The following is a 24,862-nucleotide window of genomic DNA, read 5'->3' as shown; positions in this document are numbered from 1 at the left end:
AGGAATATGGCATTAATTAGATTATCAAATATAGAGAAGAGTTTTCAAGATGGGGAAGACCGTGAGAACAACGTGCTCCGCGGAATAAATATGGAGGTGGAGAAGGGAGAGTTTATCGCGATCGAAGGACCTTCCGGTTCCGGAAAAACCACTTTATTGTCGATCTTAGGAACGATACTCCGGCCGGATAGCGGAATTTATTTGCTGGATGGTATGGAGATGACGACTGATGGCATCGATCTTGCTACGATACGTAATAGTCGAATAGGCTTTGTCTTCCAAGATCATCGTCTGATGCCGCAATATACAGTCCTTGAGAATATCCTTTTACCGGCTTTGGCGACAGCTTCCCGATGTACACGAGAGGAAATAGAATATGCTCATCAACTGATGGAGTTGACGCATATATCTAAATTGGCGGGGCAATATCCGCATACGTTATCCGGAGGTGAGGCGAGCCGGGTAGCAGTTTGCCGTGCCTTGATCCGGAAGCCTTTGTTAGTATTGGCTGATGAACCTACGGGACAATTGGATAAGGAGAACGCCCGGAATATAGCCTCGCTGTTTTCCGAGATCAACCTGCGTATGCGAACGACGATCGTGATGGTGACACATTCGGATGAGACCTCGTCTTTCGCTCACCGGATACTTAAGCTTAATGGAGGGATCTTAGAGTGAATATAAGGTGGCTTTTGCATAGGAATATACGGTATTTCGCCCGTTACTACCGGTTGGTGGCGATGGCGGTGGTAATCACTGTTGCCGTAATTGTGGGCAGTTTGGTCGTAGGCGATTCGGTTCGCATGACATTGGTGAGACGGGTTACGGAGCGTTTGGGAAATACTGAGACCATTATCTTTTCCCGGAGTTCTTTTATTTCCGATTCGATTTTGTCTGTTTCTTTATTGGGAGAGTCCGCTAGGGGTGTTTTGTTGACCAATGGCTTTATATCCCGGAATGGTAAGCTGGTTCCTGTATTTGTGTGGGGTGTCGATGATCTTTCGTTATCGGAAGGTTCGGCCAAAATCAACCCGGCTTTGTCGGAGGAACTCGGATTGGAGGCTTCGGAAGATATAGTGCTACGTTTACCGGCGACAGGCCTGGTGCCTTCCGGCTCTCTTTTCGTGACCAAGAATTATACGGTTGGTTTGCGCCTGTCCTATGAGGGGCTTGTCCCGGTGGATAGTGGGGGTAACATAAACCTAAAGAATGAGCAGGTGCTTCCCTTTAATGTTTTCGTGCGCCGGAGTGATTTAGCGGAGGCATTGAATGTAGAGGGAAAGATTAACTTGGTATTGACAGATAGACAGATTTCTTCTACGGATTTAGGCGATATATGGAATCAAGAGTTGTCCGGCTTGGTGGTACGGCGGAAAGCGGATTTCACGGAGATAACCTCCGGGCGGGTATTCTTGCAGGAGAAGGTCGTGGAGACGATCTGTCAGGATAACTTAGCGTCTGATCGGCTATTTTCCTATTTAGTCAATTCCATTGAGCGAGAAGGAAATTCAATTCCTTATTCGTTCATAACCGCTATGGATAGATATAAAGGGCATATCCTTCGGAAAGATGAGATACTGCTTTCCGATTATGCCGCTAATCGCTTGGGGGCACGGGTGGGTGATACTATTCGGGTAAGCTATTATAAATCGGAAGGATTGAAGAGACTGGATACGGATGCCCGTCAATTTAAGGTAGGACGGGTCGTTCCTTTGTCTGAATGGGTGTCTGATGGCTCCTTAAGCGCTGATTTCCCGGGACTTTCCAACGTGGAGAGATGTACGGATTGGGATAGTGACCTGCCGATTCAAATGGACTTGATTACCGATGAGGATGAGCGGTATTGGGATTTGTTTCGTAGTACCCCGAAAGCGATCATAGCCTATGATGCCGTAGTCGGGGATTGGGGGAACGCCTATGGAAGCGCGACGGCGATCCGGATTCCAAATGCGAGGCCTGATTTGACGGGACTTAGACCGGAGATGTTTGGTATCCAACTGATTCATCCCCGGGAAGCTGGAATCTATGCCGCCCGGAACGGGGTGGATTTTGCGGGATTATTTCTTGCCTTGGGATTCTTTATTATTGTCTCCGCCGTGTTGCTGATGTTGAATCCCTTATCGGAGATGTTTTACCGACGGCGTCATGAGATCGCTTTACTGAGATCGATGGGCTATACCCGGAAACGTATCAAAGGTATGTTATGGATGGAATCTGTCCCGGTCGTAGGGAGAGCTTCCGTGGTAGGAGTCGTTATGGGGCTATTATATACGAGGCTTATCATGTGGCTTTTAGGGGGAGTGTGGCAAGGGGCTACGCAAACGGATGGCTTTGGGGTTTATCCGGGTACATGGACGCTTATCGCCGGTACATTGGTTAGTGTCGGACTCTCCTTGGGGCTTCTTCGATGGGCGATTATACGGGCATTACGAGAAGAAAGCCATAAGGTTTATTCGTCTGGATCTTCTTTGCGGAAGAAAAGGCTCGGAATGATCGTGTCGGGTATGATGACGGTAGCTATGATCGGCGTGAATGTATGGGTTTTACATTCAGTGCCTCTTTTCATGGTTATCGGTGCCGCATGGATCGTGACGGCGGCATTATGGGGTGACTATCGGGTTGCGAAGAACGGTTCGGTGCATCCTTCTTTGTTCAATCGAAGCCAATTGATTTGGGCTACTATATATGCGAACAGGAAACAATCCTTATTATCTTTTTTCGCTCTCTCTATCGGGGTCTTTATCGTGTTTTCGGTCGGTTTGAACCGGAAAGGATTTGCGGATAGCTCACAGATACGCATTGGGACGGGAGGATACAGTCTTTGGTGTGAAAGCAGTGTTCCTGTTTATTACGATTTGTCTACGTCCTCAGGCAAAGCGAAGTTATCTCTTTCCGATTTGCCGGAGGATACGGAAGTTCTGCAATGCTTGCGCTATAACGCGGATGATGCCAGTTGCCTAAACTTGAATAAGGTAACGACCCCTACGGTATTAGGGATAAATATGAAAGCGTTGTCAAATAGCGATTTCCAGATCGAGCAAACGATTTATGGGGAAGACCGGGAAGTCGTTTTCGAACGAGTGCGAGAACGTACAAATTCCGTATATCCGGCTTTGGTGGATGCTACGGTATTGACTTGGGGTATCGGCATGAACTTGGGAGATACGCTTTATTATAAGAATGATCAAGGACTACCGATCGCGATACGGTTGGTAGGTACCCTATCCAACTCCGTGTTCCAAGGAAATATATTGGTGGATCAAGCGCTGTTCTCTGAGATCTGGACGGAAACGACCGGTAGCGAGGTGTTCTTGCTAAAAACAGGAGAATCCGAGAGGGAGGAGGTGAAAAACCTTATTTCCCAAGCTTTGAGTGAATATGGCGTACGGGTGATGACCACGAATGATCGTCTGAGACAGTTCAATACGGTAACGGATACGTATCTCACAATCTTCATGACCTTAGGAGGTCTGGGATTGTTATTGGGAATCTTGAGCTTTATCATCGTGATCCGTAAGAACCTAGCGATGCGAAGGGATGAGATTCGCCTGTATCGTGTGCTAGGTTTCACGGACGGGCAGATCGGACGGATTTTCTATAAGGAGAATATCCTCGTCCCGTTATATGCGATCTTGACCGGAGTGATCGGGGCTTTGATAAGCGTGAGTGCTAATTTCTCGAATGCGGGAACCGGAGCTTGGTCGCTGGCCTTGGGTTTCATGTTATTCTTTACCGGATGTGTGATGATTTTTGTCCGCAGGTTGGTAAAGCGGGAAATCGGGAGTTCCAAACTTTAAATAGATAGAGGCTTATGAAGATATTGTTTATAGTTCCGGGTTCGGGAGATTCTTTTTATTGCGGGAACTGCTTCCGGGATAACCTTCAGGCGTCGGCTCTTCGGAAAGCCGGTCACGAGGTGATCGTGATGCCTCTTTATCTACCTTTGAGACACCGCTCGTTCCAAGCGGATACTCCTTTGTTTTTCCCTGCCACGACATTCTATACGGCACAAAAATTCTTTGGTAAACGGAAAATGCCGGATTGGTTAAAAAGGATTACTGGTTCGGATACCTTATTAAATGTAGCTTCTTCCTTGTCCGGTTCCACTTCGGCGGAAGGATTGGAAGAAATGACGTTAGCGATGATTACCGGCAAGGATGCCGCTTTCTTGGATATGGTGGATCAGTTGATCTGCTGGGTGAAAGATCGGGAGAAGCCGGATATCATTCATTTATCGAGCACCTTGTTGATTGGTATCGCCAAAGAGATCAAGCGGTATTTGGATACGCCTATCGTATGTTCCGTACAAGATGAGGAGGTATGGATTGATAATTTGGACGAGCGTTGTATTCCGGAGGCTTGGCGGGGAATAGAGGAGAATTCCCGCTATATAGATCGTTTCGTGACAACCAGCCATTTCTATAAGGAGATTCTTATTCGGCGGCTTCCCGGATTGCGGGATATCGAGGTGATTTATCCGGGAGTAGACTGGGATAAATATAGATCGTTCGATTATCCGGAAGATCCGGTTATCGGCTTTTTTTACCGGATGAATGAGGAGAACGGTTTGGATCTGCTGGCGGAAGCTTTCGTTAAGCTGAAGAAAAAGGATACGGTACCGAATCTCCGTTTGAGGATCGGAGGAGGCTATACGGGAAAGGATAAGCCTTTTCTCCGAAAAATAAGGAAGATTCTCGATCCTTATCAAGATTATGTGGTGATAGATGAAGGGTACAGAATGGAAGAACACGCCCGGTTCTATCGGGAGATTAGTGTCCTGTCGGTCCCATTGAGGTTTGAGGAAGGAGTCGGACTTTATCTGTGTGAGGCTTTTGCCGCCGGGCGGCCTGTGGTGGAGCCCGCTACCGGGTCTTTCCCGGAGATTGTGGATAAAGCCGGCATTCTTTACGAATGGAATGATAGCGATTGCCTTGCTACCGCTTTGGAGACTTTACTGACGGATAAGGTCTTGCTGAGGCAGTGCCGTGAGAATGCGCTTCTACTGTCTTCTTCCCGGTATAATGACTGGGTTTTGGGGGAGAGATTATCAAATATGTATCAATGTCTAATTTAATTCGATAAAAAATGAAAACATTAAAGCTAATAAAACTTCTTTGCGCCTCTGTCTGTATGGCCTTTGTCGCCACCGGGGTTTTGTATGCCCAATCTCCTTATGGATGGCGAGGTGCGCATCGGGATGGCATTTATGAAGAGACGGGTTTGCTGAAGGTATGGCCGGCCGATGGCCCCGAGTTGCTATGGTCTGCCTTGGATGCGGGAAAAGGGCATACCAGTCCGGTAATAGTGGGCGATCGTTTATATATAACGGGAATGAATGAAGATGAGACCCGGGAGATCTTCTCGGCATATACCTTGACCGGTAAAAAGGTCTATGAGGTGGCGTATAGCCCGGTTTGGGGCGGCTCGTATCCGGAGACCCGGACAACACCGATGATCGTAGGGAAGAAAGCTTTTATGATTAGTGGTTCGGGGGAGGTCGTATGCTTGGACATCACCGACGGGAAAATTGTATGGAAGGTAAGCGGGAAAAGTTTTCGGCATCAGCCGGGAATGTGGGGAACTTCCGAATGTCCCTTGGTTATTGATGGCAAGAAGGTGATTTATACGCCCTCGGGAAACGAAACGACGATCGTAGCCTTGGATGCCGAGACTGGTAAGACTATCTGGAAAAGCCGTTCGCTACAGGATGAGGGCGGTTATGCCTCGCCTATATTGATTACGTATAATGGACATCGTAAGATCGTGGCGCTGACCGGTAATCGTATCGTCGGGGTGAATCCGGAAAATGGGCAGATCGATTGGACTTTCGACGATCTGGGTAAGGAGGGCAGCCAGTATATCGTACCTACCAACACGCCGCTTTATAAGGACGGACGGATTTTTACGGCGAACGGATATGGTGCGGGGGCCTTTATGTTGCAACTGAATGAGGACGCGTCTGGCGTGAGGCTGTTATGGCGCAATAAGGGCTTTGATCCTCATCATGGCTGCTTTGTCTTGGTGGATGGGATTATTTACGGTTCCAGCCACGGACGGAATGGCTTGGGGAAATGGATGGCTGTCGATTGGAATACCGGACGGACAAGGTTTGAGATGAATTGGGGCAAGGGAGTGGGCGAAGGTTCTGTCATCGCCGCTGATGGCATGTTGTATTGCTCTGATGAACGCCGGGGGATGGTCGGTTTGGTGCGTGTGAATCCCGCTAAGTTCGATCTGGTGAGCTTTTTTCGTATCACGAGAGGCGAAGGAGCTTTCTGGGCACATCCGGTTATTCATCGGGGAATATTGTATGTGCGTCACGGGAATGCGTTGATGGCTTATAAGATAAAAGGATAGGAAAACTTAATTATAACCTAAATCGAATAAAAATGAGACTGGTAAGAATGCGGAAAATGAGATTGGGAGGTCTGAGTGTCGCCATGGCTTGTCTTGCTTCTGTGAGCATGACGGCGCAATCCCCGTATGGTTGGAGAGGACCGGAGCGGGATGGCGTTTATTTTGAGAATGGCTTGTTGAAAGAGTGGCCTTCGGAAGGACCTGAGTTATTATGGGAAACCATGGAGTTGGGTAAGGGATATTCCAGCCCCGTGATCGTGGATGGCCGTTTGTACATAACGGGTATGGATGAGGAAGGGACGCAGGAGATTTTCTTCGCCTATTCCTTGGACGGGAAGAAATTGTACCAAACCGCTTATGGTGTACCTTGGACGGATACCTACCCGGAGACCCGTACCACGCCTACGATCGAGAACGGGAAGGCTTATGTCATCAGCGGATCGGGCGAGATCGTCTGCTTGGATACGGCAGACGGCAAGATCGTCTGGAAAGTGGACGGAGGCAAGAAGTTCGAGCGTATGACCGGAAAATGGGGCACGTCCGAGTGTCCGCTGGTCTTCGATAACAAGGTTATTTATACGCCGGGTGGAAATCAGACGACAATGGTGGCCTTGGACGCGGAGACGGGAGAGACCGTATGGAAAAGCGAGCCTTTGGGTGAGCACAGTTCGTATACTTCTCCGCTCTTGGTAATGAATAACGGTAAAATAAAGATCGTGGGCGTGACCGGAAAGAGCGTGTTTGGGGTGAATCCGGAAACAGGCAAGATCGAGTGGACTTTCCGTGACTGGGGACGGTCTCCGGAAGATCTGGCGAAAGGATTTGAATCGATCGCCCCCAATACCCCGCTTTATGATAACGGGCGCCTTTTCGTCTGTAACGGTTATAACATGGGTTCTTTTATGCTCCGCTTGAACGTAGATGCTACGAAAGCGGATCTGGTATGGAGGAACGACGATCTCGATACGCATCACGGCGGTTTTGTGTTGGTGGATGGCGTGATTTATGGCTCTAATTGGATCAATAACGGTTCCGGGAACTGGGTGGCCGTGGATTGGAACACGGGCGAGACTAAATTTGACACGCCTTGGCCGGGGGGTAAGGGAAAAGGCTCTATCATCGCTGCGGACGATATGCTTTATTGTTATGACGAGCGCCGTGGAACGGTAGGCTTGATTCGCCCTAACCCCGAAAAGTTCGACGTAGTGAGTGAGTTCCGGATCACGAAGGGAGTAGGCCCGCATTGGGCGCATCCTGTTATCCATGAGGGAGTGCTTTATATACGTCATGGGAACGCGTTGATGGCTTTCAAAATTAAATGACAAAATATCACCTAAAAAAAGAATGAGTATGATTACAGTACAAAAGATGAGATTGTATGGTCTGGGGATCGCTTTCGCATGTTTCGCGTGGGTAGGAGCGACCGCCCAGACGCCGTACGGATGGAGGGGACCGGAGCGAAGCGGTACTTATCCGGAAACGGGTTTGCTGAAAGAATGGCCCGCCGGAGGCCCTAAGTTGTTATGGGAAACGATGGATGCCGGCAAGGGATACTCCAGTCCGGTGATCGTAGGCGATCGCCTGTATCTCACGGGAATGAACGAGGATGAGACCCAAGAGATCTTTTCCGCTTATACCTTGGACGGGAAGAAAGTGTATGAGGTGGCCTATAGCGCGCCTTGGGGCGATACCTATCCGGAGACACGCACCACGCCGGCTATCGATGGAGACAAGGCTTATGTGATCAGCGGTTCCGGTGAGATCGTTTGCTTGGATATCAAGGATGGCAAGATCGTCTGGAAAGTGGACGGTGGCAATATCTATGGACGGAAGACTGGCAACTGGGGAACCTCCGAGTGTCCTTTGGTATATGATGATAAGGTGATTTATACGCCTGCGGGCGACCAGACGACGATGGTCGCTCTTAACAAGGACACGGGGGAATTGATCTGGAAGACCGAATCGTTTGGCGATACGGGCGCTTATGTCTCTCCGATATTGATATCCTATAAAGGGAAACGCCAGATTATCGGCTCTACGGCGAAGCATGTGATTGGCGTGAACCCGGATAACGGGACGGTGGAATGGTCGTTCGCTGATTGGGGGCCTAAAGAGGGCAAATGGGCCAACATCGCCCCGAACACCCCGTTGTATAAGGATGGGAAGATCTTTTTCTGCCATGGATATAACATCAATGGCGTTATGCTTCAATTGAGCGATGACTTGAAGAGTGTCTCCGTTGTTTGGCGCACCGATGTGCTGGATACGCACCATGGCGGCTATGTAGAGGTGAACGGCACGATCTATGGCTCCAACTGGATCAATAACAACCAAGGAAATTGGTGCGCAATCGATTGGAATACGGGTGTTAAAGGCTATGAGACCACATGGACGGGCGGCAAAGGTAAAGGCTCTATCATCGCCGCTGATGGCATGCTGTATTGCTATGACGAGCGTAGGGGGGCTGTAGCTTTGGTGAATCCCGATCCCGCGAAGTTCGATATTGTCAGCGAGTTCCGTATCACGAAGGGCGTGGGGCCGCATTGGGCGCACCCGGTTATCGTGAATGGCGTGCTATATATCCGTCATGGGTTCGCCTTGATGGCGTATAAGGTAAAATGAAAGAATGTATTAGGGCTTTCTTCTTGATGTATTGATCTTCTAACGGCTGGTGCATGATCGTCCACCAGCTGTTGGATGATCATGCACCAACTGTTGGACGATCTTCTAACAGCCGTTGGATGATCGATGAGACAAGACAAAAACGTTAAACTCCCTAGAGGAAACGACTAAGGTTTCTCTATATTTTAGCGAGCGCTTGCTCCAGATCCGCGATCAGGTCGTCTATATGTTCTGTCCCGACGGAAAGGCGAATCGTGCCCGGATAGATTTCTTGTTCCGTCAGTTCCTCGGCGTTGAGTTGCGAATGGGTGGTGCTAGCCGGATGGATAACCAGCGATTTCACGTCCGCTACGTTCGCCAGCAGGGAGAATATCTCCAGATTATCGATAAAGCGGTGCGCTTCCTCTTGCCCGCCCCGTATCTCGAACGTGAAGATCGATCCTGCTCCGTTCGGGAAATATCGCTGGTAAAGATCGTAGTTCGGATGATCGGCTAGCGCCGGATGGTTTACCTTCTTTACTTTCGGGTGGTTCTTCAGGAATCCCACAACCTTAAGAGCATTGGCCACGTGGCGTTCCACACGCAAGGAAAGTGTCTCTAGGCCTTGCAGTAATATAAACGTGTTGAACGGACTGATTGCCGCTCCTGTATCGCGTAACAATACGGCACGGATGCGGATGGCGTAAGCGGCGGGGCCGGCGGCATCTACGAAGCGTATGCCGTGATAGCTAGGGTCTGGCTCGGTCAGTTGAGGGAACTTGCCGGAAGCTGCCCAGTCGAACTTGCCGGAATCTACGATAACTCCCCCTAATGAGGTTCCATGCCCACCGATAAACTTCGTGGCCGAATGGACCACTATATCCGCTCCATGCTCGATCGGGCGGATCAGGTAAGGCGTTCCGAAGGTATTATCTATGATCAATGGGATGTGATGCTTATGCGCTATGGCTGCAACCGCTTCTATATCGATGATATTCGAGTTCGGATTGCCTAAGGTCTCTATAAAGACCGCTTTGGTATTTCCTTGGATCGCATTCTCGAAGTTCGAGAGATCGTGCGGGTCTACGAACGTGGTCGTCACGCCATACGCCGGCAGTGTATGCGCCAGCAGATTATAGCTACCTCCGTAAATCGTCTTGGCGGCTACGATATGATCACCCGCACGTGTGATGTTCTCGAAAGCGTATGTGATGGCCGCTGCCCCGGATGCTACCGCTAACGCGGCTACGCCTCCTTCGAGGGCGGCAATGCGTTGCTCGAAGACGCTTTGCGTGGGATTCGTCAGCCGTCCGTAGATATTTCCCGGATCTTGCAGGCCGAAACGAGCGGCGGCATGGGCCGAGTTATGGAATACGTAGGAGGTCGTTTGGTAGATGGGTACCGCACGGGCATCTGTTGTTGGATCGGCTTGCTCTTGTCCGACATGAAGTTGTAAAGTCTCGAAATGCAAATTCTTTGTTTCCATTGTGATCTTATGCTTTAATTGTTTGTTTGTCCTTGAATTATTTTCCAGCAAAAGTATATGATGGGGATATATCGAACAATATCTTTTGAAAATATGGAAAATAAATCTATTTTTGTGATCTTGATAAGAATGTAACGATTGTAAGGAAGATAAAAAGAACCTTGTAACAGAATATTTATCTATGGACTCTTTGGATAAGACAGATTTACAGATCCTCCGTATCTTGCAGGATAATTCCCGGCTGACAACCAAAGAACTTGCCGCCCGGGTAAGCCTATCGTCGACTCCCGTGTTTGAGCGGCTTAAACGATTGGAGAGCAATGGTTATATAAAAAAATACATAGCCGTACTGGATGCGGAGAAGCTGAATCAAGGTTTCGTCGTGTTTTGTAGCGTGAGACTGACCCGGCTGAACAAGGATATCGCGTCGGAATTTACCCGGATCATCCAAGATATCCCGGAGGTCACGGAGTGCTATAACATATCCGGCGACTATGACTATCTGCTCAAGATACACGCTCCCAATATGAAGCACTATCAAGAATTTATCTTGAACGTGCTGGGAACGATCGATAGCTTGGGCTCGCTGAGAAGCACTTTCGTGATGGATGAGGTCAAACACGAGTATGGCATCCATATCTGATGGGATGATCCGGCAGATAAGTCTTCGTATGTTGTTAAAGATTCCTTGCGAAGATTGTTTTTCCGGTAATATGTCCGTACTTTGTACAACAAATGAATATTAAGAGATAAATGGAAGATAAAAAGAATGATTATACCCTTAAAGAGGAGCAGATCGCTCGTTTCGCTAAGGCGTTAGGACATCCGGCTAGGGTCGCTATCCTGCATTTTCTGGCAAAGCGGGAGGCCTGTTATTTTGGGGCGATACATGAGGAATTGCCGATAGCGAAGGCTACCGTTTCCCAGCATCTGAAGGAGTTGAAAGATGCCGGCTTGATACAAGGAGAGATAGAGACTCCCAAGGTGAAGTATTGTATCAACCGGGTAAACTGGGAGATCGCCCGGCAGTTGTTCGCGAATTTCTTTGCGGATTGCGTGAAAAAGAAGGAGACGTGCTGCGATGATTGAATGAGGTATGTCTTATGTGTTATTGTTCGTGTTATTGCGAATTAATGACCGTTTAACAATACTGGGAAGACCGTTATTTGTCTAGAATTATATAATAAAATCAAGTACTATATCTATTGACTATGAATTAGTTGTTCGTTGTTTTACGATCATAAAACCTCTCTTGTGTATTTCGTGATTATACCCGTTATTTTCGTTTTAAGGAGCATTAAGGTTTCTTGCTTCTACAGGTCTTTTATATTTGCGTTACTTATTTTTTAAACCACGATTATCTAACGAAAAAATAAGATACCAGATGAAAGCATTTGTAGGAGAACTGATTGGAACTTTTGTTTTGACGCTATTTGGCTGCGGATCTGTAGCCGTAGCGGTATTGTTCGGAGAGTATGGAAGCATATTCCAGATCGCGTTGGTTTGGGGGATTGGCGTTACGCTCGCTATTTACTTAACCCGGCATTTATCATGCGCGCATTTGAATCCGGCCGTTACAGTGGCCATGGTGCTGAGTAAACGGATGAAAGCCGATAAACTGCTTTCTTACCTATTGGCCCAGTTTGCGGGGGCGTTTCTCGCCGGAGCCGTATTGTATGGATTATTAGCGCCTACAATTTCCGCTTATGAGCTGGCGCATGGCATCGTGCGCGGTACGGAGGCCTCGATCGATACAGCTCGTATGTTCGGTGAGTTCTATCCGAATCCCGGCGATAGTATGGCGGTTGTCTCGATGCCTTTGGCGATGGTTGCCGAGGGGTTCGGCACGTTCTTGCTGGTGATGTTTATCTTCGCCTTGACGGAAGGTTGTAACGTGGGACGGCCGAGCGATACGATGGCTCCGGTGTTTATCGGGCTGTCGGTCTCTTCCATCATTTGCTTGATCGCTCCATTGACACAGGCGGGGCTGAATCCTGCCCGCGACTTTGGTCCTCGTTTGGTCTCTTGGCTGGCGGGCTGGGGTGAGGTGGCTTTCCCGGATGCTTGTTGCGGAGGTTTCTTCTTTGTCTATATTCTGGCCCCTATCTTGGGAGGGGCGGTAGCGGCTTATGCGCTAACCTATGTGATAGAGCCGCTGATCAAGCAGGGAGACGGTTCGTGTGAGTGCGAGAAATAGTAATCATTATAATAAACGAAACGGATATGAAACAAACGAGATTGATCTTAGTGGGAGGTTTTTTGGGAGCGGGAAAAACAACACTGTTATGGGAAACTGCCGTGCGATTGATGAATAAAGGGCTGCGTGTAGGTTTGATTACGAACGACCAAGCTCCGGAACTTGTGGACAGCGAGTTGCTGAAGTTGTCGGATCTGCGGGTTGCCGAGGTAAGTGGCAGTTGTTTCTGCTGTAATTTTAACGGATTCACGGATGCGATCAAGGAGATTCGTGCCGAAGCCTCGGCCGACGTGATTATCGCTGAGCCGGTGGGTAGTTGCACGGATTTGTCGGCTACGATCATGCAACCTTTGAAGCAATATTGGAATACGGAGTTGAAGATTTCCCCGCTGACGGTCTTGGCGGACCCGAATCGCTTGGTCTCTATCTTGAATGGGGGGAATGGGGGGTTGCATCCGGATGCCGCTTATATTTATAAGAAACAATTGGAGGAAAGCGATATCATCTTGCTGAGTAAGTCGGATGTGTTGAAACGGGAAGAGACCGCGGTCTTGAGACAACGTTTATCGGACGCGTTTCCGGGTGCGACGGTTTTATCGACGAGTGCCCAGACCGGTGAGGGCATGGACAAATGGATCGAGGCCGTGATGAGCCGCCAAGATGCGGGCAAGCGCTTATTGGAGATAGATTATGATACCTACGCCCACGGCGAGGCTGTGTTGGGCTGGTTGAACGGGACGCTTCAGTTGCATGGCGTGAGTGATGATTGGGATGATTTCCTGAAAACGCTGATGAAGGGTTTTGCCGTTAAGTTCGATGAGGCGGGTTGCGCCGTAGGACATGTGAAAGTGATCGCGGAGAATGGTAAGCGTTTCGCCGTGGGCAACCTGACCGGGAAACAGGATACCTTATCGTTGAGAGGCTCTGCCGGAGCGGGGGAAGATCTGAAGTTGATCATTAATGCCCGGGTTGAGACTACACCTGAGTTATTGGATCAGATGGTCCGGGAGGTGTTGATCGGTATGATAGACGGTAAGTATGAGGAAGAGGTCGTGGCTTGGCGTTTCTTGCAGCCCGGTCGTCCCAACCCGACCCATCGTTATGAGCGAGTTCCGTCGTATCCGCGATCAGATCAATGATGATTTCTTCAAGTTGTATACATCTATGGAGGAACGAAAATAGAATGGAAGGTTTATTCTGACAAGTGTTTATTGGAAATAGGGGTGAGTGTTAATTGTCTGTTTAATATATATTATAAATGAAAGCGATAGAAAAGATTAAGGCTGGAAATATTGATTTATCGGAAGATGAGATCATAGAGTTGTTACGTATAAATAATTTTAGTAGCGAATATTATGATTTGCTAGCGGCCTCGAACGCCTTATCTCGGCGGAAGTTCGGGAACCGGGGATATGTGTTTACGCAAATAGGGATTAATGCGGAGCCTTGTCCGATTAATTGTAACTTTTGCTCTATGGCCGCTACCCATTATTCATTGAACGATAAATGGAAGAAATCGGTGGAGGATATATGTCAGGAAGTGCAATTTCTGCAAAAGTCTTATTTTGATGACTTTTTCATGATGACAACAGCCAACTATCCGATAGAGGAATTTATCTCTGTGGGGCGGTCTGTGAGGGGACTATTAAGAAAGGATCAAAAAATGGTGGCTAATATCGGTGATTTTGGTTTGGATACTGCCTTGAAATTGAAAGAGGTCGGTTTCACTGGTGTCTATCATATCAACCGTTTGCGAGAGGGTGAGGATACGATGGCGAAAACGGAAGACCGGGAGGCGACTATGCGAGCGATTAAAGAGGCTGGCCTGGAGCTTTATTATTGTATAGAACCCATAGGCCCGGAACATTCTTATGAGGAGCTGGCAGTAGAGATCCTAAGAGCCAAGGATTTGAAAATAGATGTAATGGCCGCTATGCGTCGGATTCCGGTGAAAGGAACTCCTCTTTATGAGAAAGGGCAAATTTCAGACTTGGAGCTGACGAAAATTGTCGCTGTATCCAATCTGGCAGTCAACCCATCTCGATCGATGAATGTACATGAACCCATCAAATTAGCTATGCTGGCAGGCGTGAACCAATTGTATGCTGAAGTCGGGGCAAATCCTCGTGACACAGAAAGCCATACGGAACAAAATCGGGGATTTAATCCGGAGGGAGCATGGAGTTTATTGAGGGAGTTTGGATACGTCTCATCTGCTTATTGACTCCCGGAGAAGCGTAAATAAGTTGCAGGCATCCTATTTTTGTCTTTTGTTAGGGTTTCCTTCCAAATATTTGTATATATTTGTGGCTATACAGTATAAAAATGGGAGGTGTAAAACCATGGACGATACAAAGGACACAAAAGATATAAAAGAAACGGGCGAGGCTGCGTCCGTTCTCTCTGCGGACGAACAGATGATACAAGATGGGTTCAATGCGTTGTTGAACGATTATTTGAAGTCAAACCACCGCCGTAAGGTCGAACGAATCACGAAAGCTTTTAATTTCGCTAATCAAGCGCACGCCGGAGTGAAACGGCGTTCCGGCGAACCTTATATAATGCATCCTATCGCCGTGGCTCGTATCGTATGCCGGGAGATGGGTTTGGGCTCTACCTCTATTTGCTCTGCGTTATTGCATGATGTCGTGGAAGATACCGAGTATATGGTGGAGGATATCCGGGATATGTTCGGAGACAAGATCGCCCAGATCGTGGATGGCTTGACAAAGATATCCGGTGGCATTTTTGGGGAACAGGCCTCGGCTCAAGCCGAGAACTTCCGTAAGTTGCTGCTGACTATGAGTGACGATATACGGGTAATTCTAATCAAGATCGCAGACCGTCTTCATAATATGAGGACTTTGGGTTCCATGCTTCCCGCCAAGCAATTTAAGATCGCGGGTGAGACTCTTTATTTGTATGCTCCTCTGGCGCATCGTCTGGGTCTCTTCTCGATCAAGACGGAACTGGAGGATTTGAGTTTTAAATATGAGCATCCGCAAGAATACGATTTCATCAGCGCTAAGTTGAAAGCGACAGAAGAGAGCCGTAATAAATTATTCGAGCATTTCGCCGCCCCTGTGGACGAGAAGCTGAAGTCTATGGGACTTCAGTATGAGATGCGTGCCCGTGTGAAATCGGTCTATTCCATTTGGAATAAGATGGAAAGCAAGGGTGTCGCTTTCGAGGATATTTATGATATTTATGCGGTCCGCATTATTTTTGACCCGCTTCCCGGTGTGGACGAGAAAAACCAATGTTGGGATATCTACTCGGCTATTACGGATATTTACCGGATTCGTCCCGACCGTATCCGTGATTGGGTGAGCCGTCCGAAAGCGAACGGTTATCAAGCGCTTCATCTGACCGTTATGGGACCGGATGGACAATGGGTAGAGATCCAGATACGTAGCCGCCGTATGGATGATATCGCAGAGAAAGGCTTCGCTGCCCATTGGAAATACAAGGAATCCAACGTGGAGGAGGATACGGAATTGGATAAATGGATACAAACCATTACCGAGATATTGGAGAGTCCGGACCCGAATGCGCTGGATTTCTTGGATACGATCAAACTGAACTTATTTACTTCCGAGATATTTGTTTTCACTCCGAAAGGAGATATAAAGACATTGCCCCAAGGGGCTACCGCCTTGGATTTCGCTTATGCGCTTCACTCCGATATCGGTAATAAATGTATTGGCGCTAAGGTAAACCATCGTTTGGTGCCATTGAGTCATCCGCTGTCCAGTGGAGATCAGGTGGAGGTCTTGACTTCCCGTTCTCAGGAGCCGCAACCGGAGTGGTTGAACTTCGTGACTACCGCTAAGGCTCGTGCGAAGATCGATGCCGTATTAAAGCGTGTCCGTAAAGAGGTCGCTAAGTATGGGGAGATAAAAGTTCTTGATGCCTTCAAGCGTTCGGAGCTTGAGGCGAGTACATCCAATCTGGATAAATTAGGCATGTACTTTGGATTCTCGAAACGCGAGGAATTCTTTTATGCGGTAGAGAAGGGGGATGTGGTTTTGCCCGAGAATTTAAAGAAGCTGTTGAAGGAGAAGACGGATAATGTCTTGTTTAAGTATGTGAAACAGGCGTTGGGTGTCGCTTCCAAGAAGGTGAAACAACCCGAAGAGGAGGAAGCCAAGAAAGAGAAGCCTAAATATGATAAGAAAAAGCCTTATTTATTGAAAGAGGAGGCTTTTGAGCGTAATTATGTAATTGCGGAATGTTGTAAGCCGATTCCGGGAGATGACTCTTTAGGTTTTATCAATGATGATGGAAATGTAGTAGTTCATAAACGCTCCTGCCCGATCGCCATGCGCTTGAAAAGTAGCTTTGGCGAACGTATCTTGAATACGGTTTGGAGCAGCCATATGAACGCTTCTTTTGAGGCCACGCTAGAGGTGAAAGGTATAGACTCGATAGGCGTACTGAATACGATCACGAAAACGATTTCCGAGGATTTCAACGTGAACATCATGCGCTTGCTGATCGAGGCGAAAGACGGCGTGTTCGAAGGTAAGATAAAGATGAAAGTTCATGACGTAGAAGATATCCAGAAAATGTGCGTGACTTTGTCGAAGATACAGAATATTAAATCTGTCGGACGTGTAGCGGATTAAGTGTAGCGAAGTGCTTCGCTACACTTTTGTTTTATAAAAGCTTTATCAGCCGACAATCAAATAAGTTATATAAGCTATATAACAAGCGATCAATAGGATTCCCTCCGGCCTAGTGATGGTCCGTTTCTTGAAGAAAAGGCCAAAAATATAAAGCAATACGCATGAACCGATCATGACGCCCAAATCCAGATTGGTAATGCCTTGTATGTTCATCGGCGTGATTGTCGCGCTACAACCTAATACGAAGAATATATTGAAGAGGTTGGAACCGATAACGTTTCCGATCGCCATCTCCGGGTTCTTCTTTAAGGCGGCCACGACGGAAGTCGCTAACTCAGGAAGAGAGGTTCCTCCGGCCACTAAAGTCAAACCGATAATAGATTCGCTGACACCCAGTCCACGGGCGATACCAGAAGCTCCATCCACGAAAAATTGTCCTCCGTAAATCAAACCGGCCAATCCTCCAATGATGAATAAACTCGCTTTCCAAATGGGCATTATTTTAATCGTGCTCTCTCCATTTTCCTCTCCATTATGTGCGATCGCGAATGTATAGCCAAGGAAAATGGCGAAGAAGCATAATAGTAACATTCCATCGCTACTACTGATACTATTTTGCGATGCGCCGTTGATCAAAACGTCATTCGCGCAAATAAATAATACGATTGAGGCAAGCACGCAAAGAGGGATCTCTTTGCTCAACGTACCTTTCGTGACGCTGATCGGTACGATAGCGGCCGTACAGCCGACAATCATCAAGGCGTTAAATATATTGCTTCCTACTACATTACCAATAGCGATATCTGAGCTTCCTTTCAAGGCAGATACGACACTGACCGTTAATTCCGGTGCGGAAGTCCCAAACGCCACAATAGTTAGCCCGATTACTAAGCTGGAAATATTGAAGCGTTTGGCTACCGAGGCGGCACCATCCGTCAAGGCGTTAGCCCCAACTAAAATTAGTAGTAAACCGCCAATTAGTAATACGATATCCATTAGTCTTTAGAATGGCAAATCATCGATAGGATTGGCCGGTCCGAAATCAGGAGCGGATGAGGCTGGAGCCGTAGGAGCGGAAGCCGGAGCGAAATTATCCGGAGTTACTCCCATCGGAGCGGCTTGAGAAGCTGCCGCCATCGGACGGTCTACTTTCCATGCGTTGATACTGGTGAACCAGCGGCCTTGGTACTCACGGCTGTCAATGTCGAAAGAGACTGTCAATTCCTCGCCCGGCTGAATGGCCGCTTGAGCGATCTTATCCGCTCCGAATATCTGGAAGCATACTTTCTTGGGATATTGATCGTGTGTCTCTAATACGTACTCTTGTTTTTTCCATTCGTTTCCGGCTTTGCTGACACCGCCTACTTCCGGTAGGACTTGAATAATTTTTCCTGTAATTTCCATGTCTTGTATTTTATTTGCTTATGTTTTATTTAATTGGGGACGAAGGTACGGTTTTGTTCTGGTTTTATCAACAGAATAATCACACTTTCGGGGCAAAAGCATCGAATGCGTCTTTCATAGCTAACAGCTCTTCTTTGATCTGTTTCAGGCGGTTTACGATCTCTTCTTGCCGGATCGTTGTCTCTTTATTGTCCTTCAGTTTTTGCCGTGCGCCGGCCAAGGTCATCCCTCTCTCTTTAACCAGATGGTAGATGAGACGTACTGCGTCGATATCCTCCTGCTTATAAAAACGGGTACCTTTGCTCGTCTTCCTTGGATTGATGATATCGAACTCCTTCTCCCAAAAGCGAAGGGTGGACTCGTTCACGTCGAACATCTGCGCCACCTCGCTGATGGAAAAATAGAGTTTGAGATCTTTATTCTTTTTTAGACTCATACTGCTAATGAAGTTTAATCCATAACCTGACCATGATTCTCGGCAATCTGGATCATACGGTCGTATTCCTCAGGTGAGAGATCCATGTAATAGTATTTAGATGGGTTATCATACTTCCCTCGTACGATTACCTCATAATGCAAGTGAGGGCCGGTAGATTTCCCGGTATTTCCAACCTCGCCAATCACCTCTCCACGAGTAACCTTTTGTCCGACACGTTTCTTGAACTTACTCATATGACCGTATAAAGTCTGATAGCCGTAGCCATGATCGATAATCAAACAATTTCCGTATCCCTGTTTCCATGCGGCGAAAGTGACAACGCCATTACCTGTCGCGTAGATCTCCGTTCCCACTTTAGCCGAGAAATCCATTCCGGAATGGAAACGAGGTGTACGGTAAATCGGGTCGATACGTACGCCATAGCCGGAAGCGGTACGACGCAGATCCTTATTGGAAATCGGCTGGATCGCCGGGATACATTTACTTCTCTCTTCTTGGTTCTTTCCTAGGGAGATCAGTTCTTCCAAGGAATTGGATTGGATATATAATTGCTTACGTAGCATATCCATCTTTTGGGTCGTGGAGACAACAAGCTCCGGATTGGACAGGCTCATCAGATGCTCGTAACGGTTTGTCCCTCCAAACCCGGCTTTCCGAACGGACTCGGGGATGGACTCGGCTTGGAAGATCGCCCGGTACAGATTCTCATCACGCTGTTGGATATCATCCAATACGTCCAACGCGTTATTTAAGCGAAGGGAAAGTACCTCGTATTGAGTTTGCAATAGGCGGTTCTCCTTACGTAACTGAGATTCCATCGGAGAGTCCACCAAATGCATCATGACGAAAAAAGTGGCTACGCCGAACGCTATTCCGGTGCTTAAATGGCGGAGAACGGTGAACAGCCGGTCTTTGCTAGATGGGTATACACGCTCATAATTGAGTGTGTTCGGATTGTATAAATAGTATGTTTTGCGACTTTTAAAGAGTTTCATCTACATTTTTTGTTATCTGAATGCACGCAAAAATAATAATTTGCAGTACTTTTGCAAATTGTTTTTCAGAATATTAACGAGAACTATATAAATAGATTATGTTGACAGCAAAAGAAATCCGTGAATCCTTCAAGCAATTCTTCGCTTCTAAGGAACACCAGATCGTGCCTTCCGCTCCAATGGTGGTAAAGGGTGACCCCACGTTGATGTTTACGAACGCGGGAATGAATCAGTTTAAAGATATTATCTTGGGCAACGTGCCCCGTAAGTATCCTCGTGTCGCGGACTCTCAGAAATGTCTTCGTGTTAGCGGTAAGCATAACGATTTAGAGGAGGTAGGGCATGATACCTATCACCATACGATGTTTGAGATGCTCGGAAACTGGTCGTTCGGAGATTATTTTAAGAAAGAGGCGATCAACTGGGCTTGGGAATACTTGGTAGAGGTATTGAAGCTGAATCCGGAGCGTTTATATGCCACCGTATTCGAGGGAAGCCCTGCCGAAGGCTTAGATCGTGATAACGAAGCTGCTGGTTATTGGGAGCAATATTTACCGAAAGATCATATTCTGAACGGTAACAAACATGATAACTTCTGGGAAATGGGGGACACGGGTCCTTGCGGTCCCTGTTCCGAGATCCATATCGACCTTCGTTCGGACGAGGAGCGTGCGGCGGTCAGCGGTGCCGATATGGTAAATAAGGATCATCCGCAGGTAATCGAGATCTGGAACCTTGTGTTCATGCAATTCAACCGCAAGGCCGACGGCTCTTTGGAACCGCTGCCGGCTAAGGTAATCGATACCGGTATGGGATTCGAGCGTCTGTGTATGGCATTGCAGGGTAAGACCTCAAATTATGATACGGACGTATTCCAACCGATTATCAAAGTAATCGCAGAAATGGCGGGTACGACTTACGGTACGGATAAACAGCAAGATATCGCCATGCGTGTGATCGCCGATCACATCCGTACGATCGCTTTCGCTATCACGGACGGACAGTTGCCTTCCAACGCTAAGGCCGGTTATGTAATCCGTCGTATCTTGCGGCGTGCCGTTCGTTACGGTTATACGTTCTTGGATCGCAAGGAAGCGTTTATGTATAAGCTTTTGCCTGTATTGATCGAGACGATGGGCGATGCTTATCCGGAATTGATCGCCCAGAAGAGCTTGATCGAGAAGGTTATCAAGGAAGAGGAGGAATCTTTCCTTCGTACCTTGGAGACCGGTATCCGTTTGCTGGATAAGAAAATGGAGGAGACGAAGGTTGCGGGCAAGACGGTCTTGAATGGCGTAGATGCCTTTACATTATATGATACCTACGGATTCCCGTTGGACTTGACGGAATTGATTCTTCGCGAGAACGGCATGGAAGCCGATATCGAGGAGTTCAATAAGGCTATGCAGAAGCAGAAAGAGCGTGCCCGTAACGCCGCCGCTATCGAGACAGGCGACTGGATCACGTTGAAAGAGGGTGAATGTAAGTTCGTGGGTTATGATTTGTTCGAATGCGAGGCAGAGATCTTGCGTTATCGTCAGATCAAACAAAAGAATAAAGTATTATATCAGATCGTTCTGGATCAAACCCCGTTCTATGCGGAAATGGGTGGACAGGTCGGTGATACGGGTTGGTTGATCGCCGACGACGAGAAGATCGACGTGATCGATACGAAACGTGAGAATAATTTGCCGGTTCATTTAGTAGCGAAACTACCAAAAGATGTGACAGCTACTTTTACTGCGAAGATCAACGAAAAAAAGCGTATCCAGTGTGAGTGCAACCACTCCGCTACGCACCTTTTGCATGAGGCGTTGCGTGAGGTGTTAGGTACGCATGTAGAGCAGAAAGGTTCTTATGTCTCTCCGGGTTCTCTTCGTTTCGACTTCTCTCATTTCCAGAAAGTAACGGAGGAGGAGATTCGTAAAGTGGAAATCTTGGTCGGCCAGAAGATCCGTGCGAACTTTCCGTTGGAAGAGCATCGTAATATGCCGATAGCGGAAGCTAAGGCGTTAGGTGCTATGGCTCTGTTTGGCGAGAAGTATGGAGACGAGGTTCGCGTCGTGAAATATGGAAGTTCCGTGGAGTTATGTGGTGGTACACATATCCCGGCTACTGGAATGATCGGTTCTTTACATATCGTGGGCGAGAGTTCTATCGCTGCCGGTGTTCGTCGTATAGAGGCGGTTACGGCCGAGGGAGCGGAGAATTTCGTTTATGCTCAGCAAGATTTGATCCGTGAATTGCGTTCATTGATGAACAATATGCCGAACTTGGCGCAAGCGATGAAAAAGTCTATCGAAGAGAACGCCGAAATGAAGAAGCAGATTGAGGATTATATCCGTGAGAAGTCTATGCGTTTGAAAGAAGAGATCGTGGCGAAAGTTTCGGAGAGCAACGGTATCAAGGTTATGCAATTCGTAGGTAAGGCGAATGCGGACGCTATGAAGAACGTGGCTTTCCAGATCAAGGCGGAGACAACCGATAGCTTTGTCTTTGTTGCCGGTATCATTGATGATAACAAATGCACGCTCATGCTTATGTTAAGCGATGATTTGGTGAAAGAGGGCTTGCATGCCGGTAAGATCGTAAAAGAGGCCGCTAAGCATATCCAAGGCGGTGGTGGTGGACAACCCCATTTCGCTACGGCCGGCGGTAAGAACATGGAGGGCCTTTCCATTGCGGTTGGCGCTGTGAAAGAGGCTGTTGGAGTACAGTAAAATCGGTTCGGAAGAAATTGACTTTTCTTTCGGACGCAATGATAGATTCCTTCGGATCGAATAAGAATTCCATCCGAAGGAATTTTTTTATGTCGTTTTGATAATCGGAATACATGTTTTACCTTTGTGGTCTAAGGTTTTAAATAAAAAAGATATGTCAGAGCAAAAAGTGGTTATTTGCAAGGACCTGAAATCGGAACTGCAAGATTTTCTCTTCTCTCTAAAATACGATAAGTTGTTCATCCTTATGGATACGAATACCAAAGAGAAATGTTTTCCCTTGGTAGAGGATATACCGGCCTTTCAAAAGGCGCCGATTCTCGTGATGGAAGCGGGTGATATGAATAAGGGTTTTGTCTCTTTAGCCCAGATATGGACAGCTTTGTCGAATGAGGGGGCTTCCCGTAACTCCTTGCTGGTGAATTTGGGTGGCGGTATGATTACGGATATGGGTGGTTTTGCCGGCGCTACTTTCAAGCGGGGCATCCGTACGATCAATATCCCTACGACCTTGATGGCGTCCGTCGATGCTGCGGTTGGCGGTAAGACGGGTATCAACTTCAATGGGTTGAAGAACGAGGTCGGTTCTTTTTATCCCCCCTTGTGTGTATTCATTGATTGCGATTTCTTGCGCACGTTGGATCGCGATAATATCCTTTCCGGTTATGCGGAGATGATCAAGCACGGGTTGATTAGTTCGATGGAGAATTATGCGTCTGTCATGCTTTTTGATATCGACACCATGAATTATTCGTATTTGAATAGTTTGGTAGGCCAGTCGGTCGCCGTGAAAGAGCGGATCGTAGAGGAAGATCCCAAGGAACAAGGTATTCGTAAGGCATTGAATTTCGGTCATACGATCGGCCACGCTTTCGAGAGCTTGTCTTTCCTGAAAATGCGTCCGATCTTGCATGGTCATGCGGTAGCGGCGGGTATCGTGAGCGAGCTTTACCTCTCGCATAAGCTGTGTGGCTTCCCGATGGAGAAATTGAGTCAAGTCGTTTATTATATAAAAGAGTATTATCCGGCGCTCTTCTTTGACTGCACGGACTACGATACCTTATATGAGTTAATGACACATGATAAAAAGAATGAGGGCGGTATCATCAACTTCACTTTACTGAAAAATGTAGGAGATGTCCGTATCAACCAATCGGTCACCAAGGAAAAAATCTTAGAGTCTCTTGATTTTTATCGTGAAAGTTTTGGCATTTAACGGAAAAAAACTACCTTTGCACCCGTAAAATAAAAGCGGGATGTAGCTCAGCCCGGTTAGAGTACGCGTCTGGGGGGCGTGTGGTCGCTGGTTCGAATCCAGTCATCCCGACTAAAGCTGAGATAAAAGGAGTTAAGTCTATGGCTTAACTCCTTTTTTTGCTCTCTACCACTTTCCTAAAACAATGAGGCAGTAGAAATTCCGACTCATCCGATATTCATGGGGGATAGCCTTAAATCATGACAACAGATTAAAATTGATATATTTCCCTTTGAATTTAGTGCGGTCATTCCAGCCTATTTTAGCCATTATTTCTGTTAATGGTTGCTTAGTGCCGACTTATCGGTGCATGCTCTGTGAGTTCAAAGTCTTTTGGGTCACGATTGTTTATCGGAGTAGGGAGGCCTAGCTGTTTGATAGAGTGCCATTGGCTGCTGAAGTGAATAACTAACGGTTTGTCGAATGAATAACTAGCGGCTATATATAGCCGCTAACTAACGGCTCGGGAAGTGAATAACTGATCACTTGGAAAGCCTTCTACGGCCTGCGAAATCAAGTATGCGCTAACCTAGAGGAGGATTTTTGGAAATTATATTATATATGTACACGTACATTAAAGAATATGATATATGTGAATAGGTTTTAGTAATACATACCAATAATATCAAGGACTGATTTATCTAATAAAACGGCTAGTATAAACGATCGTTTTAATTCGTCATTTGCAAAGGTACGCGTTTCTTTGATACCTGCAACCCTTCCGGGCTATTTTTTTCATCCCTTATTCTCTTTCTTATCAATAGGATAGCCTATCCTTTA

At 47.3% G+C, this 24,862-nt stretch carries 19 protein-coding genes and 1 tRNA gene; 15 read left to right on the top strand and 5 right to left on the bottom strand.

What is annotated here, in order from left to right:
* The first annotated feature begins 6 nt into the window (after positions 1–6).
* The 6 genes from DW033_RS06475 to DW033_RS06450 are packed head-to-tail and all read left to right on the top strand — an operon-like array spanning position 7 to position 8,979.
* Positions 7–678, top strand: a complete 672-nt coding sequence (locus DW033_RS06475; protein WP_122144747.1) for an ABC transporter ATP-binding protein — start codon at positions 7–9, stop codon at positions 676–678.
* 14 nt (positions 679–692) lie between these two features.
* Positions 693–3,797 (top strand): FtsX-like permease family protein, encoded by a 3,105-nt coding sequence (locus DW033_RS06470; protein WP_233554141.1) that lies wholly within the window; start codon positions 693–695, stop codon positions 3,795–3,797.
* Between the two features lie 14 nt (positions 3,798–3,811).
* Positions 3,812–5,074: a glycosyltransferase family 4 protein gene (locus DW033_RS06465; RefSeq protein ID WP_122382563.1), complete on the top strand. Its 1,263-nt coding sequence runs from the start codon at positions 3,812–3,814 to the stop codon at positions 5,072–5,074.
* Between the two features lie 11 nt (positions 5,075–5,085).
* On the top strand, positions 5,086–6,357 hold the full coding sequence (locus tag DW033_RS06460) for a PQQ-binding-like beta-propeller repeat protein (protein WP_122382562.1): 1,272 nt from the start codon (positions 5,086–5,088) through the stop codon (positions 6,355–6,357).
* 32 nt (positions 6,358–6,389) lie between these two features.
* Entirely contained in the window at positions 6,390–7,679 is a 1,290-nt protein-coding gene (locus DW033_RS06455; protein ID WP_227804669.1) for a PQQ-binding-like beta-propeller repeat protein, read from the top strand.
* A gap of 28 nt (positions 7,680–7,707) precedes the next feature.
* The gene (locus DW033_RS06450) at positions 7,708–8,979 is read left to right on the top strand and encodes a PQQ-binding-like beta-propeller repeat protein (RefSeq protein WP_233554140.1); all 1,272 of its coding nucleotides are present in this window, start codon (positions 7,708–7,710) and stop codon (positions 8,977–8,979) included.
* Between the two features lie 178 nt (positions 8,980–9,157).
* Here the strand turns inward: DW033_RS06450 and DW033_RS06445 are convergent, their stop codons facing one another.
* Positions 9,158–10,444 carry an O-acetylhomoserine aminocarboxypropyltransferase/cysteine synthase family protein gene (locus tag DW033_RS06445; protein ID WP_005866872.1) on the bottom strand — a complete coding sequence of 429 codons (1,287 nt, stop codon included), beginning with the start codon at positions 10,442–10,444 and terminating at the stop codon, positions 9,158–9,160.
* A 181-nt stretch (positions 10,445–10,625) separates the two neighbouring features.
* Between DW033_RS06445 and DW033_RS06440 the strand changes: the two genes are divergently transcribed.
* From DW033_RS06440 to DW033_RS06410, 6 genes are all read left to right on the top strand, one after another.
* A complete protein-coding gene (locus DW033_RS06440; RefSeq protein WP_005866874.1) occupies positions 10,626–11,087 on the top strand; it encodes an Lrp/AsnC family transcriptional regulator in 462 nt (153 codons plus the stop codon).
* A gap of 110 nt (positions 11,088–11,197) precedes the next feature.
* On the top strand, positions 11,198–11,533 hold the full coding sequence (locus tag DW033_RS06435; RefSeq protein ID WP_005866876.1) for a helix-turn-helix transcriptional regulator: 336 nt from the start codon (positions 11,198–11,200) through the stop codon (positions 11,531–11,533).
* 295 nt (positions 11,534–11,828) lie between these two features.
* On the top strand, positions 11,829–12,641 hold the full coding sequence (locus tag DW033_RS06430) for an MIP/aquaporin family protein (RefSeq protein WP_005866878.1): 813 nt from the start codon (positions 11,829–11,831) through the stop codon (positions 12,639–12,641).
* 26 nt (positions 12,642–12,667) lie between these two features.
* Entirely contained in the window at positions 12,668–13,780 is a 1,113-nt protein-coding gene (locus DW033_RS06425; protein ID WP_122382561.1) for a GTP-binding protein, read from the top strand.
* A 119-nt stretch (positions 13,781–13,899) separates the two neighbouring features.
* Entirely contained in the window at positions 13,900–14,865 is a 966-nt protein-coding gene (locus DW033_RS06415; protein ID WP_005866887.1) for a radical SAM protein, read from the top strand.
* Between the two features lie 118 nt (positions 14,866–14,983).
* Complete coding sequence (locus DW033_RS06410; protein ID WP_122382560.1) at positions 14,984–17,269, top strand: bifunctional (p)ppGpp synthetase/guanosine-3',5'-bis(diphosphate) 3'-pyrophosphohydrolase; 2,286 nt, start codon at positions 14,984–14,986, stop codon at positions 17,267–17,269.
* A 45-nt stretch (positions 17,270–17,314) separates the two neighbouring features.
* On the opposite strand, the gene DW033_RS06405 is transcribed toward DW033_RS06410, so the two are convergent.
* From DW033_RS06405 to DW033_RS06390, 4 genes are all read right to left on the bottom strand, one after another.
* A complete protein-coding gene (locus DW033_RS06405; protein WP_005866891.1) occupies positions 17,315–18,265 on the bottom strand; it encodes a calcium/sodium antiporter in 951 nt (316 codons plus the stop codon).
* A 6-nt stretch (positions 18,266–18,271) separates the two neighbouring features.
* On the bottom strand, positions 18,272–18,673 hold the full coding sequence (locus DW033_RS06400) for a DUF3127 domain-containing protein (RefSeq protein ID WP_005866893.1): 402 nt from the start codon (positions 18,671–18,673) through the stop codon (positions 18,272–18,274).
* Between the two features lie 79 nt (positions 18,674–18,752).
* The gene (locus DW033_RS06395; protein WP_005861277.1) at positions 18,753–19,109 is read right to left on the bottom strand and encodes a MerR family transcriptional regulator; all 357 of its coding nucleotides are present in this window, start codon (positions 19,107–19,109) and stop codon (positions 18,753–18,755) included.
* 14 nt (positions 19,110–19,123) lie between these two features.
* Entirely contained in the window at positions 19,124–20,107 is a 984-nt protein-coding gene (locus tag DW033_RS06390) for a M23 family metallopeptidase (protein WP_005861279.1), read from the bottom strand.
* A gap of 98 nt (positions 20,108–20,205) precedes the next feature.
* Between DW033_RS06390 and alaS the strand changes: the two genes are divergently transcribed.
* The 3 genes from alaS (at position 20,206) to DW033_RS06375 (ending at position 24,154) form a co-directional block, all read left to right on the top strand.
* Positions 20,206–22,827, top strand: coding sequence for an alanine--tRNA ligase (alaS, locus tag DW033_RS06385; RefSeq protein ID WP_122382559.1), 2,622 nt, complete (start codon positions 20,206–20,208; stop codon positions 22,825–22,827).
* A gap of 154 nt (positions 22,828–22,981) precedes the next feature.
* Positions 22,982–24,043 carry a 3-dehydroquinate synthase gene (aroB, locus tag DW033_RS06380; RefSeq protein ID WP_022192950.1) on the top strand — a complete coding sequence of 354 codons (1,062 nt, stop codon included), beginning with the start codon at positions 22,982–22,984 and terminating at the stop codon, positions 24,041–24,043.
* A 36-nt stretch (positions 24,044–24,079) separates the two neighbouring features.
* A tRNA-Pro gene (locus DW033_RS06375) sits at positions 24,080–24,154 on the top strand.
* The last annotated feature ends 708 nt before the right edge of the window (positions 24,155–24,862 follow it).

Origin of the sequence: Parabacteroides sp. AF39-10AC (assembly GCF_003635405.1) — a bacterium.
Lineage (GTDB): Bacteria > Bacteroidota > Bacteroidia > Bacteroidales > Tannerellaceae > Parabacteroides > Parabacteroides distasonis.
Note: the sequence above shows the minus strand (reverse complement) of the source record. Positions and strands in the feature narration are given on the sequence as shown.

Excerpts from the sequence above, each read along its gene's own strand:
- DW033_RS06455 (WP_227804669.1), top strand. The coding sequence starts at position 6,390 with ATGAGACTGGTAAGAATGCGGAAAATGAGATTGGGAGGTCTGAGTGTC.
- DW033_RS06475 (WP_122144747.1), top strand. The coding sequence starts at position 7 with ATGGCATTAATTAGATTATCAAATATAGAGAAGAGTTTTCAAGATGGG.
- DW033_RS06405 (WP_005866891.1), bottom strand. The coding sequence starts at position 18,265 with ATGGATATCGTATTACTAATTGGCGGTTTACTACTAATTTTAGTTGGG.
- DW033_RS06400 (WP_005866893.1), bottom strand. The coding sequence starts at position 18,673 with ATGGAAATTACAGGAAAAATTATTCAAGTCCTACCGGAAGTAGGCGGT.
- DW033_RS06390 (WP_005861279.1), bottom strand. The coding sequence starts at position 20,107 with ATGAAACTCTTTAAAAGTCGCAAAACATACTATTTATACAATCCGAAC.
- DW033_RS06460 (WP_122382562.1), top strand. The coding sequence starts at position 5,086 with ATGAAAACATTAAAGCTAATAAAACTTCTTTGCGCCTCTGTCTGTATG.
- DW033_RS06450 (WP_233554140.1), top strand. The coding sequence starts at position 7,708 with ATGATTACAGTACAAAAGATGAGATTGTATGGTCTGGGGATCGCTTTC.
- DW033_RS06435 (WP_005866876.1), top strand. The coding sequence starts at position 11,198 with ATGGAAGATAAAAAGAATGATTATACCCTTAAAGAGGAGCAGATCGCT.
- DW033_RS06415 (WP_005866887.1), top strand. The coding sequence starts at position 13,900 with ATGAAAGCGATAGAAAAGATTAAGGCTGGAAATATTGATTTATCGGAA.
- aroB (WP_022192950.1), top strand. The coding sequence starts at position 22,982 with ATGTCAGAGCAAAAAGTGGTTATTTGCAAGGACCTGAAATCGGAACTG.
- alaS (WP_122382559.1), top strand. The coding sequence starts at position 20,206 with ATGTTGACAGCAAAAGAAATCCGTGAATCCTTCAAGCAATTCTTCGCT.
- DW033_RS06430 (WP_005866878.1), top strand. The coding sequence starts at position 11,829 with ATGAAAGCATTTGTAGGAGAACTGATTGGAACTTTTGTTTTGACGCTA.
- DW033_RS06395 (WP_005861277.1), bottom strand. The coding sequence starts at position 19,109 with ATGAGTCTAAAAAAGAATAAAGATCTCAAACTCTATTTTTCCATCAGC.
- DW033_RS06465 (WP_122382563.1), top strand. The coding sequence starts at position 3,812 with ATGAAGATATTGTTTATAGTTCCGGGTTCGGGAGATTCTTTTTATTGC.
- DW033_RS06425 (WP_122382561.1), top strand. The coding sequence starts at position 12,668 with ATGAAACAAACGAGATTGATCTTAGTGGGAGGTTTTTTGGGAGCGGGA.
- DW033_RS06445 (WP_005866872.1), bottom strand. The coding sequence starts at position 10,444 with ATGGAAACAAAGAATTTGCATTTCGAGACTTTACAACTTCATGTCGGA.
- DW033_RS06410 (WP_122382560.1), top strand. The coding sequence starts at position 14,984 with ATGGACGATACAAAGGACACAAAAGATATAAAAGAAACGGGCGAGGCT.
- DW033_RS06440 (WP_005866874.1), top strand. The coding sequence starts at position 10,626 with ATGGACTCTTTGGATAAGACAGATTTACAGATCCTCCGTATCTTGCAG.